15 protein-coding genes are annotated in these 13887 nt (G+C 45.5%); 6 read left to right on the forward strand and 9 right to left on the reverse strand.

What is annotated here, in order from left to right; genetic code table 11:
- Nucleotides 1–67: 67 nt before the first annotated feature.
- Nucleotides 68–706 carry an NAD(P)-dependent oxidoreductase gene (locus tag L1D23_RS02595; protein WP_239864041.1) on the reverse strand — a complete coding sequence of 213 codons (639 nt, stop codon included), beginning with the start codon at nucleotides 704–706 and terminating at the stop codon, nucleotides 68–70.
- Nucleotides 707–831: 125 nt separating this feature from the next.
- On the opposite strand from L1D23_RS02595, the gene L1D23_RS02600 reads away from it, so the two are divergent.
- Nucleotides 832–1722: a LysR family transcriptional regulator gene (locus L1D23_RS02600; RefSeq protein ID WP_239864043.1), complete on the forward strand. Its 891-nt coding sequence runs from the start codon at nucleotides 832–834 to the stop codon at nucleotides 1720–1722.
- Nucleotides 1723–1768: 46 nt separating this feature from the next.
- On the opposite strand, the gene L1D23_RS02605 is transcribed toward L1D23_RS02600, so the two are convergent.
- Nucleotides 1769–3322 carry an alanine/glycine:cation symporter family protein gene (locus L1D23_RS02605; RefSeq protein WP_239864045.1) on the reverse strand — a complete coding sequence of 518 codons (1554 nt, stop codon included), beginning with the start codon at nucleotides 3320–3322 and terminating at the stop codon, nucleotides 1769–1771.
- Between the two features lie 533 nt (nucleotides 3323–3855).
- On the opposite strand from L1D23_RS02605, the gene L1D23_RS02610 reads away from it, so the two are divergent.
- Nucleotides 3856–4116 carry a hypothetical protein gene (locus L1D23_RS02610; RefSeq protein ID WP_239864046.1) on the forward strand — a complete coding sequence of 87 codons (261 nt, stop codon included), beginning with the start codon at nucleotides 3856–3858 and terminating at the stop codon, nucleotides 4114–4116.
- 52 nt (nucleotides 4117–4168) lie between these two features.
- Here L1D23_RS02610 and L1D23_RS02615 read toward each other — a convergent pair whose 3' ends face one another.
- Both L1D23_RS02615 and L1D23_RS02620 read right to left on the reverse strand, forming a co-directional pair.
- A complete protein-coding gene (locus tag L1D23_RS02615; protein WP_239864047.1) occupies nucleotides 4169–4864 on the reverse strand; it encodes a pirin family protein in 696 nt (231 codons plus the stop codon).
- A gap of 23 nt (nucleotides 4865–4887) precedes the next feature.
- A complete protein-coding gene (locus L1D23_RS02620) occupies nucleotides 4888–5331 on the reverse strand; it encodes a DoxX family protein (RefSeq protein WP_239864048.1) in 444 nt (147 codons plus the stop codon).
- Nucleotides 5332–5668: 337 nt separating this feature from the next.
- Here L1D23_RS02620 and L1D23_RS02625 point away from each other — a divergent pair, with 337 nt between their 5' ends.
- From L1D23_RS02625 to L1D23_RS02640, 4 genes are all read left to right on the forward strand, one after another.
- Nucleotides 5669–6262 carry a LysE family translocator gene (locus L1D23_RS02625; RefSeq protein WP_239864049.1) on the forward strand — a complete coding sequence of 198 codons (594 nt, stop codon included), beginning with the start codon at nucleotides 5669–5671 and terminating at the stop codon, nucleotides 6260–6262.
- Nucleotides 6263–6278: 16 nt separating this feature from the next.
- Nucleotides 6279–7091: an AraC family transcriptional regulator gene (locus L1D23_RS02630; protein ID WP_239864050.1), complete on the forward strand. Its 813-nt coding sequence runs from the start codon at nucleotides 6279–6281 to the stop codon at nucleotides 7089–7091.
- A 10-nt stretch (nucleotides 7092–7101) separates the two neighbouring features.
- Nucleotides 7102–7812, forward strand: coding sequence for an AraC family transcriptional regulator (locus L1D23_RS02635; protein ID WP_239864051.1), 711 nt, complete (start codon nucleotides 7102–7104; stop codon nucleotides 7810–7812).
- A gap of 107 nt (nucleotides 7813–7919) precedes the next feature.
- Complete coding sequence (locus tag L1D23_RS02640) at nucleotides 7920–8861, forward strand: EamA family transporter (RefSeq protein ID WP_239864052.1); 942 nt, start codon at nucleotides 7920–7922, stop codon at nucleotides 8859–8861.
- On the opposite strand, the gene L1D23_RS02645 is transcribed toward L1D23_RS02640, so the two are convergent.
- The 5 genes from L1D23_RS02645 to L1D23_RS02665 all read right to left on the reverse strand — a co-directional run bounded on the left by L1D23_RS02645 (nucleotide 8841) and on the right by L1D23_RS02665 (nucleotide 13796).
- Complete coding sequence (locus tag L1D23_RS02645) at nucleotides 8841–9746, reverse strand: hydroxymethylglutaryl-CoA lyase (protein WP_239864054.1); 906 nt, start codon at nucleotides 9744–9746, stop codon at nucleotides 8841–8843. The genes L1D23_RS02640 and L1D23_RS02645 overlap by 21 nt on opposite strands.
- Complete coding sequence (locus L1D23_RS02650; protein WP_239864056.1) at nucleotides 9743–10555, reverse strand: enoyl-CoA hydratase-related protein; 813 nt, start codon at nucleotides 10553–10555, stop codon at nucleotides 9743–9745. Before L1D23_RS02650 ends, L1D23_RS02645 begins: the two co-directional genes overlap by 4 nt.
- A gap of 9 nt (nucleotides 10556–10564) precedes the next feature.
- Nucleotides 10565–12169: a carboxyl transferase domain-containing protein gene (locus L1D23_RS02655; RefSeq protein WP_064486225.1), complete on the reverse strand. Its 1605-nt coding sequence runs from the start codon at nucleotides 12167–12169 to the stop codon at nucleotides 10565–10567.
- A gap of 10 nt (nucleotides 12170–12179) precedes the next feature.
- Nucleotides 12180–13349, reverse strand: coding sequence for an isovaleryl-CoA dehydrogenase (locus tag L1D23_RS02660; protein ID WP_239864058.1), 1170 nt, complete (start codon nucleotides 13347–13349; stop codon nucleotides 12180–12182).
- 69 nt (nucleotides 13350–13418) lie between these two features.
- Complete coding sequence (locus L1D23_RS02665) at nucleotides 13419–13796, reverse strand: MerR family DNA-binding transcriptional regulator (protein WP_006960832.1); 378 nt, start codon at nucleotides 13794–13796, stop codon at nucleotides 13419–13421.
- Nucleotides 13797–13887 lie beyond the last annotated feature (91 nt).

Genomic DNA, 13887 nt, shown 5'->3' on the forward strand with positions numbered 1-13887 from the left:
TATTGGGGCTGTCGATATATCATCACTTTTATAAATGAAACAGGAGCCATGTAAGGCTCCTTTTTACTTAGTACGCAACACCAATACGTTGGTTTAGGTGCTTGGCTGACTCAAGTTCGTCGATCATAGCAACAGCATAATCAGCGACTGAGATTCGACTGCTGCCATCATTGTCTGTCAGCAGTGTGTCACCACCAATTCGGTAGGGGGACTGCTTCTCCCCAGGGAAAATTTCTGCTGCAGGGCTGATGAAGGTCCAGTTGACAGAAGTTTCAGCCGAGCGAAACACCTCTAAAGCTTCTCCCATAGCGACAGCTTCTGGCTTATACTCGTCAGGAAATTCTGGAATAGAAATAAGCTGAACGCCAGGTGCCACTTCCAGAGAACCGGCGCCACCGACCCAAAGTAGTCGAGATGCGCTAGATTTAGGCAACTGAGTCAGCAGAGTTTCTGCTGTTCTAGCGACGATGTCGTGATTGCCCGCGGCGCGTCCGCCAATGGCTGAGATCACAACTTCTGCATCATCAACTGCGGCTATGATGTCAGCACTACTATCCAGTAAATCAAACTGTCTTGTCTCAACACCTTTTATTTCAAAGTTAGCAGGGTTTCTTACTAAAGCGATAACCTCATGCCCGCGCGCTTTTGCTTCGTTTACGATGTGGCTACCGATCCAGCCTGATGCACCTAATACTGCAATTTTCATCTTTGTTTCTCCTATGAGTTATTTTGTATTTATTGACAACAATTGCAGTCTAATAGGTGTTAAATTAGTTATAAATTAGCCATAATGATACACATTGTATCCTTTTATGTTACTAATGGTGATGTATGGATCGCCTAACCGCAATCAGAAGTTTTATAGAAGTAGCGAACACTAAGAGTTTTACCAAAGCGTCGGATGCACTCGATATCAGCCGTCTACAGGTGTCTCGTCACGTTCAGGAGATTGAAAATTGGCTTCAACAGCGCTTGCTTCATCGTACAACAAGAAAAGTCAGCCTGACGGATGCTGGTGAGCAAGCGTATGTACGATGCCAACGCATTTTGGACGAGGCTGCTGCATTAGAGCTGGAAGCGAATAATCGTAAGGACGCGTTAATTGGGACAATTAGAGTTGCCTCTCCTATAGGGCTTGCACAAAACTTATTGATAGATATCGTCGAGAAATTTGTCTCGCGATATCCGCAGGTCGTTATTGACATATTGGCTTCGGATCAATATTCAGAGTTAGTGGATGAAAGGGTCGATGTTGCACTCAGATTTACCGATACACCCGCAGACAATCTTATTGCTCGTCGATTGATGGCTATTGATATGGCGGTATGTGCTTCGCAAACTTATTTGGATAGCGTCGGAGAGCCGAAAGTAGCTGAAGAGTTAAGCGAGCATAATTGCTTAACACATTTAAACACGAAAAACTGGTCGTTTGTTAAAGATAATCAAACGATCGATGTTTCAGTATCAGGTAACATTAGAGCGAACGACTTAGGAACCTTGGTTAAGGTCGCTCTCAATGGCAAAGGCATTATTCGCTTGCCGTGTGACTTGGCGAATCCATTGATAGAAAAGGGGGAATTAGTCTCGATTCTCCATGACTGTCATTGTCCAAGTTATGCCCTTTGGGCTGTGTATTTATCTCGTAGTTATCAGCAACCAGTGGTTAGGCAATTTATAGATTTTTTAGTGGAATGTTGGAAAGACGACATCAAGAGGAAATAATAAACCCGGCGAAAATGCCGGGTTTATTGATTAGAGAGGAAGATGTTTATTGCTCTACGGCTTCAGTCTGCGTTTGTTTCTGTTGCTGTACTTTGTAGACCTTACCAGCATTGAAACGTTCAAGGTAATCAGCAAGATCGCGTTTCACTTCAGGAACTAGGATATAAAGACCGATGATGTTCACCAATGCCATTGCAAAGATCATCGCATCAGAGAAGTCGATAACAGGACCTAAGTTCATTGCTGCACCAATCACAACGAAGATACAGAATTTAACTTTGAAGATAAGCTCCGCTGTTTTGCTCTCTCCGAATAGGTAAGTCCACGCTTTCAGACCGTAGTAAGACCAAGAGATCATGGTAGAGAAAGCAAACAGAACAACGGCAATAGCAAGAATGTAAGGGAACCAGCTGATCGCGCTGCCGAATGCCGCTGAAGTCAGTTCAACACCTGCTAGACCAGTATCAGTATCTAGGTAACCCGTGATGATGATAACTAGAGCCGTCATAGTACAAATTACAACGGTATCGATGAACGGTTCTAGCAGAGACACGAAACCTTCTGACATTGGTTCTTTTGTTTTAACTGCTGAGTGAGCAATAGCCGCAGAACCCACACCCGCTTCGTTCGAGAATGCTGCACGTTTGAAACCTTGGATAAGCACACCGATGACGCCACCAGCAATACCTTCACCAGTGAATGCTCCGTTAAAGATAGCGCCAAATGCGTCATCAATGCGGTCGAAGTTCATTAGGATGATGATAAGTGCCGCACCGACATAAATGGTCGCCATGAAAGGAACCACTTTCTCTGTCACTTTAGCGATAGACTTAATACCACCAATGATAACAATACCAACGATGACAGCTAGGATAAGACCAAACAACCAGCCTTTATCAGCAAAGAACGAAGCGTCGCCACCTGTTACACCGACTACCTGCTTGAACGCTTGGTTAGCTTGGAACATGTTACCGCCACCAAGAGAACCACCAATCGCAAATACAGAGAACAAAACTGCTAGGGTACGGCCAAATGCAGCGTTACCGCGTTTAGCTAGACCCTTGCTTAGGTAGTACATAGGGCCACCAGAAACAGAACCGTCTGGGTTGGTGTTACGATATTTCACACCAAGAGCACATTCTACAAACTTACTCGACATACCAAGTAGGCCAGCAAGGATCATCCAGAATGTTGCACCTGCGCCACCGATAGAAACTGCGACCGCAACACCAGCGATGTTACCAAGACCAACAGTACCAGATAGCGCTGTAGTCAGTGCTTGGAAGTGAGATACCTCGCCATCTTCTTTGGCTTTTGGATCTGAAAACTTACCGGAGACTAATTGAACTGCGTGTTTGAAACCACGGAAGTTGATGAAGCCAAGGTAAAAGGTAAAGAAGCTTGCCGCAACAACCAACCAAAGAACGATCCAAGGCACCTGTACGTCTGTAAAAGGGAAAGGAATGGTTGAGAAGATCATTCCTACAAATGGGTTGACGATAGGTGCAACGACTTCGTTGATTTTGTCATCCAAGTTGGATGCCGCAGCGCTACCTGCAAAAAGGCTTGCCAAAACGGCAAGCGATATACGCTTTGTCATGCTTTTCCTGCCTATGCATTATGGTTTATATGAATATTATTTATATAGATGTTGTGTTTGTTACATGTGTGTAACAAATGGGTATTATTCATTTTATAAATAGGTCCGCAACATCTTTGGCGGAAAACTTGATCCAACAAACAATTCTAATATTCGCTAACTCTAGACGGGTAAATTGAACTTCTTCACTGCTTTTTGCATGAAAAGTGGAATTATTGATGATAATTCGGTTTTTAATATAGTTATTAATACTGTATTCGTGGCTGAAATATAAAACTGTGTGATTAAAGTTTGAACAGCAGACAAATTTGCGTTAGGGCTCATAATAAGTGATTTGTGATGATTTATGTTTTATTGGTGAATATCAATTCGCGTTGTCAACGAGAGAGTACAGCACTGAATACGAGCATTGGAGCAATGGCGGAAAATTGTCACTTTCTTGTCATAGACAGAAGGTACTTTCCCGTCCGGATATTACTTTTAGTTCGCTTTTTAGAATGATGTACGAAATTTACGGTTAGAAGCAGAAGAAAATGACAAGAAAGTTGAACACGCTAGACGATATTATCATCAAAAAGCTACAAGATAATGGATTAATAAAAAGTGAAGCTGAGGCGTATCTGAAGCGTAATGTGTACAAGCTGGATAGGCACGAAGTGGACACAATCAAGAACTACTCTGAACATTTTGGTTTAAGTGGCAAAGAGAGAATTATAGATGACATTCTCGAACTTAGAAGAGAAGCTCTCATAACAAAATTGGCTAGCCGAACAGCTGAAGTTTTGGAAAATTAGCGTTGAAACCTCAGGGAGGTACGCTTTTTTCCCTGAGGTAATCTAGAGGAATTTACGGCAGGTCAAATACCAGTGCAGTCACCATTTCTTCTCCTGTGTTTGCAAAAGAAAGAGAAGTGGTATCTTCCACTTTTGCACCGTCACCTGGATGAAGAATGGTGCTATCGACTGTCAGTTGCCCTTCAATTTGATGGATATAAACATTTCTTCCTTGTACAACTTCATAGTCAATGTGTTGGCCTGGCGACAAAATCAATTGATTTAGAAAGGCATCCTGTTTTATATGTAAGGTGCCATCGCGACCATCAGGTGTGGCGATAGTTGTTAAGCCTTCTGTGTGACCAAAATCTTTTTGCTGATAGCTGGGCTCTTTACCAAACGTATTTGGTTGAATCCAAATCTGTAGAAATCGCAGAGTTTCGGAGTCAGACGCATTGTATTCACTATGATAGATACCACGCCCAGCGGACATAAGCTGGAACTCTCCGGCAGGTAAGGTTTGAATATTGCCTTGACTGTCTTTGTGTTCGATGGAACCTTGTAGAACATAACTAACGATCTCCATATCTCGATGGCCATGTGTGGCAAACCCGGCACTTGGCTGAACAACATCGTCATTAATGACTCGTAGCGCTGAGAAACCCATGTGCTGTGAGTCATAGTAATTGCCAAAGGAGAACGTATGTTTACTGTCCAGCCAGCCAAAACTTGCTCTACCACGGTCATTTGAATGTCTTACGGTAATCATAATAATGCCCTCCTAGTTTGGGATTAAGCGAGTGTCTTTGCGATATATTGATCGAGAGCGGCTTTACCTGATCCCGATAATGCCAATGAAATGCTTGCTGCCATGAGTGCTAACCCAAACTCATAGCCATTGTTTGCCATGAACAGACCGTTTTCAAAGTGAACTGAGAAAATGGCAACAAGCATAGTAAAGGCTAGAGCGACAGAAGCGGGGCGAGTAAGCATGCCAAGTAAGATGAGCAAACCACCAAAGAACTCAGCACTACCGGCTAAAAATGCCATCAGAACACCGGGTCCAAGGCCGATAGATGCCATCCATTGACCTGTGCCTTCTAAGCCATAGCCACCAAACCAGCCAAACAATTTTTGTGCACCATGCGCCATAAATATAATGCCGACCGGAATACGTAAGGCCAACGCACTGTAGCCTGCGTTTGATTCTGTCAGTGTTTTTAATAGAGCTTTCATACTATCTTCCTCAAATTTTTCAAATTTAGTAGTAGAGGGTTTATACCTTTCCCTCAGTGGTTAAAACTAAGTTTAAGTGCTGATGAGGTGAGAAGAAATCGGATAAAACTAACGCACTTGTTCGAATTATTCGAACAAGTAAAATTTAGGTAGAGGGGAGATTATAAATGTTAGGAACTTTGGCAAGATTGGATTGGCTACCGCAAAGGTAAAGGTATTCGATGTTCTGCCTGACTTGTTGCTATTCAGCTTGTTTCCAACAATTAATGCACTGCAATATCGTTCAATACTGGCTTCCTCCTAGTCGTTATCTTGGTAAAAAAGAGGAGATAACGAGATGGAAAATTTGATATTGGCGATGGTGGTGTTTGCATTCGTTGGAGCCGTGACACCTGGCCCTGTGAATTTATTAGCGACAACTACTGCGGTAAATGATGGGCTAAGGGCTGCGTCAAAGCACGTTCTGGGCGCATCGATAGCGTATGCTGCTGTCGTGTTTGGTACCGGGCAGATGATGCAAACACTGGCTTCGACGTTACCGAAGCTTGAGTTTTGGATGCAGTTAGTTGGAAGTAGCTTCTTGTTTTACCTTGCTTACCAAATCTTTGTTGCGCCTGTGCAAGGTGTCACTATTCAACAAGGGAAGAGTTCCGGCTGGGTGACTGGAAGTTTGACTCAAATACTCAACCCTAAGGCATGGTTGGTAGCGATGTCCGGCGTAAGTCTTTATGTAATAGGGCAGGAAAATGAACAATATTCCTTGCGTCTATTTACTTTGGTTTCATTATTAGTCTGTGTGATCGGGGTTGGCATATGGGCGATGATTGGCCGTATTTTAGCGAATCGACTTGCAAATCCACGAGCTCATCGTCAATTTAATCGATTCATGGCAATGATGTTATGCGTATCTGTCGTGATGATTTGGCTCTGAATGGAATGGTGAGTGAATGAAGAAAGATAAAAGTGCGAGTTTCAAGCAGAGTACGGTTCTTCCATGGATCGAGCTACGTGTCGCGAATCAGTCGACAGCATGTTATGACGCTCACTCCCATGATGAATTTTCATTTGGCATTATCAATCAGGGCCGTGCAGATTACCGGAATCGACGCAATACACATCAAATTGGGCAGGGGGATATCGTTACTATTAACCCTGCAGATATTCATTCGTGTAATCCACACCAAGGTACTTGGTCCTATAGTATGTTGTTTGTTGATGCGCTGGAAATGGGTGAAATTCAGCGAGAAATGAGTTCGAATCAACGATATGACTACCTAGCTTTTGAAAACGATTTAGAGCGTCATCCGGAATTTCAGCAACGATATTTGGCTCTTTTTTCTGCGCTTCAAAGCGAAGAAAATGTGTTGTTAGCTCAATCTTGTTTATATGATTTTATTGAGCTTAGTTCTCGACAGAGAGTTAAACCGATGGCAAAGACCGGCTTGTCGAGTCTTGCGGTGGTGCGCGAGAAGTTAATGGATGAACTGAGTAACTCCCATTCCCTAGAAGCGTTAGCAGAGGAAGTGGGAATGAGCCGATATCAGCTTCTACGTGCTTTCAAGGACCAGTATGGGTTACCACCATACGCTTATCTTATGGATGAAAAGATCAAGCGTGCGAAAGTGATGCTCAAGTCTGGAGAAGATATTGTTGATGTTGCCAACAATCTAGGCTTCTCAGATCAAGCGCATTTTCAGCGACATTTTAAAAAGAAACTTGCTGTGACACCTAAGTTTTATCAGTCTCACTTTGTGGAGTGAACCCAGTCCGATGTTGGAAAACAATCTCACCATTCGAGCCTATACCCGTCAACGTAGAGGCCATGCTCATGAACATCATCAACTTGTGCTTCCTATTTTAGGTACCATCATTATTGAGCTGGAAGGCTATCAAGGAAAAGTGTCGGTCGGTGAGTGCGTGGTGATACAGGCCAACACTTTTCACCATTTTCGCGCTAAAGAGGCTGCGCGTTTCATTGTCGCTGATTTAAACACCATGCCAGAGAATTTGTTGAATATGGACACTCTGGTTTTTCCGATTTCTTCACCACTTCAGTCCTACTTAACATTTGTTGAATCTCAGCTGCAGCATCGGGTAACCCCTTCCATTGAGGAGCCAATGGTTGATATGTTTATGAAGCTATTGGCGGAGCAACAGGCTGGGCAGCAACTTGATCATAGGGTTAGAGCGGTGCTGCATCATATTGAGGAAGATCTAGCCAGAGAGATCACGGTTGATAACTTAGCTAAGGTCGCCTGTTTGAGTCCGACGCAGTTTAAAAAGATCTTCAAACAATCCACTGGATTAAGTGTTCTGCAATACGTGACCAAACAAAGAATGGAAAAAGCCAAGGCACTCCTCACGCATACGGATATCCCAGTTCAGCTTATTGCAGAAAGAGTAGGGTACGCTGACCTGTCGGCTTTTAGCCGTCGTTTTTCATCATCATTTGGGCTTTCTCCCCGAGAGATACGCGGTTGATGAAATTGAGTCTATAAAATCAAGTAAAGTGTCTTTTCTGCAAAGTCTAATGCTCTTCGCTTGTTTAAGCTGTGCTTATCAAAATGATAAATACAAAGAGTACAGCTATGAGTCAGACGCTAAAAACACACAATGAACACCTTGGAGTTCTGGTCATCCTGTTTGCTTCTTTATTGTGGGGGACGACTGGTACCGCAGCCACGTATGCGCCTGATATAAGCCCGTTGGCTATTGGTGCTTTTTCTATGGGTGTGGGTGGACTTCTCCTGGCTCTGTTTGCTTGCAACACGATCAGAAAAGATCGGCGCATATTGAAATCCAATAAAGCCATTTTGTTGACTGGAGCACTTGCTTTGGCTGTTTACCCTCTCGCGTTTTATAGCTCGATGAGAATGGCCGGTGTGGCAATTGGAACGGTAGTGTCTATCGCGAGTGCGCCATTCTTCGTTGCATTTCTGGAGTGCCTGTTTGGCAAAGAGAAAACAATCGATACCCGCTGGGTGATAAGCCTTATTGTGGGCGCAACTGGTATCCTTTTACTGACTCTATCAGAGACATCAACTTCCACACAAACTGATATTCAACACATGAAATACATAGGAATAGCGCTCGGATTGCTTGCGGGTTTCACCTATGCCACTTACGCGTGGGCAGCCAAAATGCTCATCACTGAAGGCGTACATTCCAAATCTGCTATGGGGAGTATTTTCGGGCTGGGTTCACTATTGCTGTTACCTTCATTGTTTTTTACTGGTGGTAATTTGTTTGCGACACCAATAAATACATCCGTCGCCTTGTACATGGCGTTTGTTCCAATGTTTCTTGGCTATGTCTGCTTTGGTTATGGGTTAAAAACGGTGTCTGCCAGCAAAGCGAGTTTGTTGACGTTGTTTGAGCCTGCTGTAGCAGCAGTATTTGCCGTAGTTGTAGTCGGAGAGCATATTGGCATGTCGGGGTGGGGAGGAATTGGGCTGATAATGGTTTGCTTGTTACTTCAATCCTATCAGCCCAAAAACAGAGAGAGTTTGTTAGCTACGCAAAGCCAGTGAAACTTTGGAAGTCGGCTGGCGCCCTAAGGCGTCGCTGATTTCCCATCCAGCCTGAGCGAGACGGTTTAGATCTACGCCTGTTTCAATACCTAAACCTTGGCAAAGATAAACCACATCTTCGGTCGCTACGTTACCAGAAGCACCTGCGGCATAAGGGCATCCCCCTAAACCTGCTACGCTGCTATCTACAACACGTACGCCCATTTGAAGGGCTTGGTATATATTGGCAAGCGCTTGCCCCCAAGTGTCATGAAAATGAACGGCGACCTGTTGTGAAGGCACTCTCTCAAAAACCGCGTCGAGCATGTTCGCAACTCGTACTGGCGTACCCGTACCAATCGTGTCTCCAAGAGACACCTCATAGCAACCAAGATCAAGCAGTGCTTGAGCAACCTTGGCGACCTGACTGGGTTCGGTTGGACCGTCATAAGGGCAATCGACGATACAGGATAAGTAACCTCTAACCGGAATGCCTTTGTCTTTTGCTTGAGCCACCACTGGGCGAAATCTTTCCAGGCTTTCTTCAATAGAACAGTTGATGTTCTTTTGGCAAAAGCCTTCTGAAGAGGATGTGAATACCGCGACTTCGTCAGCGTTGGCGTCGAGTGCCTGCTCAAACCCTCTTATGTTGGGTGTTAAAGCGGCGTACGTAACATTCGGCGCGCGAGTAATTTTGGACATGACTTCTAACGAGTCCGCCATTTGTGGCACCCACTTTGGTGAGACGAACGATCCGGCTTCGATATGGGTGAGTCCGCAAGAAGAGAGTTGGTTGATTAGCGCGACTTTTGCCTCGGTTGAAACGGCTTGCTCATTTTGCAAACCGTCGCGAGGACCTACTTCAACTACCTTGACTGACTCTGGTAGTAACGAGGTCGTTGTCATTCACGGCCTCCCATCGCCCAATTTGGTGGTCGCTTATCAAAGAAAGCCTTAAGACCTTCTTGCCCTTGCTCAGACACTCGGACTTTTGCGATTAATTGACTGGTGTATTCAATTAAAGCATCGTCAAGCACCTGAGAATCACACTCTCGAATCAGAGCTTTGGTTTGCGTAAGTGCAGCAGGGCTATTAAGCTGCCACTGATTTACTATTTCAGTGACGGTTCTCTCCAGTTTGCTGGCTTCGACAGCTTCATGAATCAAACCAATCTCAACCGCTTTGTTAGCGTCAAAATGTTCAGCAGTCAGCATGTAACGCCTAGACTGGCGAGCACCAATCGCGCGGTTCACATAGGGCCCGATGGTCGCTGGAACCAGTCCTAGCTTTACTTCGCTGAGACAGAACAAGGCGCTATGATCAGCAATCGCGACATCACAGCAGCAGATGAGCCCCAGAGCTCCGCCAAACGCACAGCCATGAACAACAGCGAGAGTAGGGTGAGGGAAATTATCCAAGCAATGCATCAACTGAGCAAGTCTTGACGCATCTTCCTGATTTTCCTGTTCACTTTTACCTACCATTGACTGCATCCAGCCAAGATCAGCGCCAGCAGAAAAATGTTTTCCGTTACCACGTAACACCAAGCATCTAACGTCCGATCGCAGTGCCAGTGAGTTAATCGATTCTATCAACTGTTCGATAACCTGTGCGTTGAACGCATTGTGCTTGTCTGGCCGGTTAAGTGACAGACTGGCAACGCCGAACGTATCGACGCTGCAAGTGAGATAGTCGGTATCTTTCAAAGTGGTCATGTCATGCTCCTACATTCTAAAGATACCGAAATGGCTATCTGGCATCGGAGCATGTTCTGTCGCGGTGAGCGCTTGGTCGAGAACATGTCGAGTTTCTTTCGGATCAATGATGCCATCATCCCAGAGGCGAGCACTGGCGTAGTATGGATGGCCTTGTTCTTCATACTGATCAACGATGGTTTGCCTGAACTGGCCTTCTTCCATTTCTGACCAAGGTTCGCCTTGGCGTTTCAGGACTTCACGCTTCACTTGAGTTAGTACGCCAGCTGCTTGCTCGCCTCCCATTACAGAGATGCGAGCGTTAGGCCACATCCACATCATCGTTGGCTCGTAAGCTCGACCGCACATACCGTAGTTGCCCGCTCCGTATGAGCCGCCAATGATGATGGTGAATTTAGGCACATCAGCACAAGCCACTGCCATGACGAGTTTGGCGCCATGTTTGGCGATGCCACCTTCCTCAACTTTTTTGCCAACCATGAATCCAGTAATGTTCTGTAGGAACAGCAATGGAATCTTTCGCTTAGCACACAGCTCGATAAAGTGGGCGCCTTTCTGCGCTGACTCCGCGAACAAGATACCGTTGTTCGCGACGATACCAATCAGCTTGCCTTCGATACGAGCAAAGCCACACACTAGTGTTGTGCCAAACAGGGCTTTAAATTCATCGAAGTCAGAATCATCAACAATACGTGCAATCACTTCTCTCACATCGAAAGACAAGCGCAGATCGGCATTGACGATGCCGTAGATATCTTCAGCGGGTAGACGTGGTGGCAACACCTTTTCCGTCTGCGGTATTACTGGCTCTTGGTTGCTGCTTGCAAGTGCTTCTCGTGCCATATGGAAAGCTTGTTGCTCATTTTCTGCGTAGTAGTCTGCAACCCCAGATTTACGGCAATGAACATCCGCGCCGCCAAGTTCCTCGTCCGTCACGATTTCACCTGTAGCCGCTTTGACTAAAGGAGGCCCGGCAAGGAAAATGGTGCCTTGTTTTTTCACGATAACAGAAACGTCTGCCATCGCAGGAATATAAGCGCCACCTGCGGTACAAGGCCCTAGAACAACCGCTATTTGAGGTATGCCCTTGGCAGACATGCGTGCTTGATTAAAGAAAATACGTCCGAAATGGTCTTTGTCTGGGAACACCTCAGCTTGGTGAGGTAAGTTTGCGCCACCCGAGTCGACCAGATAAACGCAGGGCAAGTGGCAGCGTTCAGCGATTTCTTGTGCTCTGAGGTGTTTTTTCACTGTCAGTGGGTAGTAGGTACCGCCTTTGACTGATGGGTCGTTGGCGAGCACCATACAGGTAACCCCTTTTATTTTGCCGATACCTGCAACGACACCTGCACAAGGGATTGATTCTTCGTAAACATTCCACGCTGCGAACTGACCGACTTCTAAAAAGTCTGATCCTTGATCGAGCAGAAGATCAATACGTTCGCGTACCGGAAGTTTACCTTTCTTTCGCTGCCTTTCGACAGCCCTAGCGCCACCACCTTGTTTGATGGATTCAACATCTGCGTTCAATTTTTCGACCAGTCCACTCATCGCTTGCTGATTTTTAGTGAACAGGGGAGAGTCGGTTTTGATTTTAGTTTTTATGATTGCCATAACATCCTCGTTAGCGTGACTCTTCAAACAGTTCACGCCCGATAAGCATCCTGCGAATTTCAGAAGTACCTGCGCCAATTTCATAGAGTTTGGCGTCTCTTAATAAGCGACCGGCAGGGAATTCATTGATATATCCATTACCGCCTAGCAGCTGGATGGCATCGAGTGCAAGCTGTGTTGCTAATTCGGCACTGTAAAGAATCGCGCCAGCGGCATCTTTTCTTGTTGTTTCACCGCGGTCACAGGCAGCGGCAACGGTATAGACATAAGCGCGTGCTGCGTTGGCACGGGTGTACATATCCGCGACCTTGGCTTGAACTAACTGGAACTCACCGATGGACTGACCAAATTGCTTACGGTCATGAACGTAAGGCACAACAAGGTCTAAGCAAGCCTGCATGATACCTAGTGGGCCAGCAGCCAGAACCACGCGCTCGTAATCTAATCCACTCATTAAGACTTTGACGCCTTGATTCACTTCACCAAGTACGTTTTCAACGGGTACTTTGCAGTTGGTGAAAACCAGCTCACAGGTGTTCGAGCCTCGCATACCGAGTTTGTCGAGCTTTTGAGCGTGACTGAATCCTTCAAAATCACGTTCGATGATGAAAGCGGTGATGCCTCGTGAAGCCGCGCTAGGGTCGGTTTTAGCATAAACGACGAGTACGTCCGCATCTGGGCCGTTGGTGATCCACATTTTGGTGCCATTCAGCACATAATGATCGCCGTTTAATTCAGCTTTGAGCTGCATGCTTACAACGTCTGAACCTGCATTGGGTTCACTCATTGCCAGCGCACCAATGTAGGAGCCATCGATTAATTTAGGTAGGTATTTTTCTCTTTGAACAGCATTTCCGTTGCGGAAAATCTGATTCACACACAGGTTAGAATGAGCACCGTAACTAAGTGCTATAGAAGCAGACGCACGGCTTATCTCTTCCATGGCTACCACGTGTGCTAAATAGCCCATTGCAGCGCCACCATATTGTTCATCTATGGTCACGCCAAGCAAGCCCATTTCACCCATTAGCGACCATAAGTGGTTCGGGAATTGGTTTTCCTCGTCCACTTTGGCCGCGATAGGCGCAATGTGCTCGCGGGCAAAAGCATTCACGTGTTCCCGCAACATATTGACAGACTCATCGAGCCCAAAGTTGAGGGGGGTGTACTGAGATATCATATCGCCTCCGATTCAGCGGTTTTTGCTGGTTACGATCCCTGGCGGATTAATGATGTCTCGAGAAGCGCTTTAGCTGGCTTTTGAACGCTGCAACGCTTCTTCACATCGCTGGCGAGCGGTATTCAAATCGTCAAGGACAATGGTGATGTCCTCAAGTTGACGTTTGAGTACAGCTTCCTTCTCATCAATGATTTTGAGCATCTTAATCAACTGGGTATCTATTTGATTAGTATCGTAAAGCTCTAACAAGTCGCGTATCTCGGCCAATGAAAAACCAAGTCGCTTCCCTCGTAAAATCAACTTAAGACGAACCCTGTCTCTACGCTGATAAATCCGCATACTGCCTTTGCGCTCAGGTTGAATTAGGCCCATATCTTCGTAAAAGCGGATACTTCTTGTTGTGATATCAAACTCTTTAGCGAGCTCGCTGATTTTGTATGTTTCCACCAGATGAAACTCCCCAACTGCTAGGTGATAGACAATCACACTTTCCACTACGACGGTAAAAAAGATTTTACAGGTTGTGAATGTGTTTCTT

The organism is Vibrio sp. Isolate24 (assembly GCF_022398215.1).
GTDB classification, from domain to species: domain Bacteria; phylum Pseudomonadota; class Gammaproteobacteria; order Enterobacterales; family Vibrionaceae; genus Vibrio; species Vibrio coralliilyticus_A.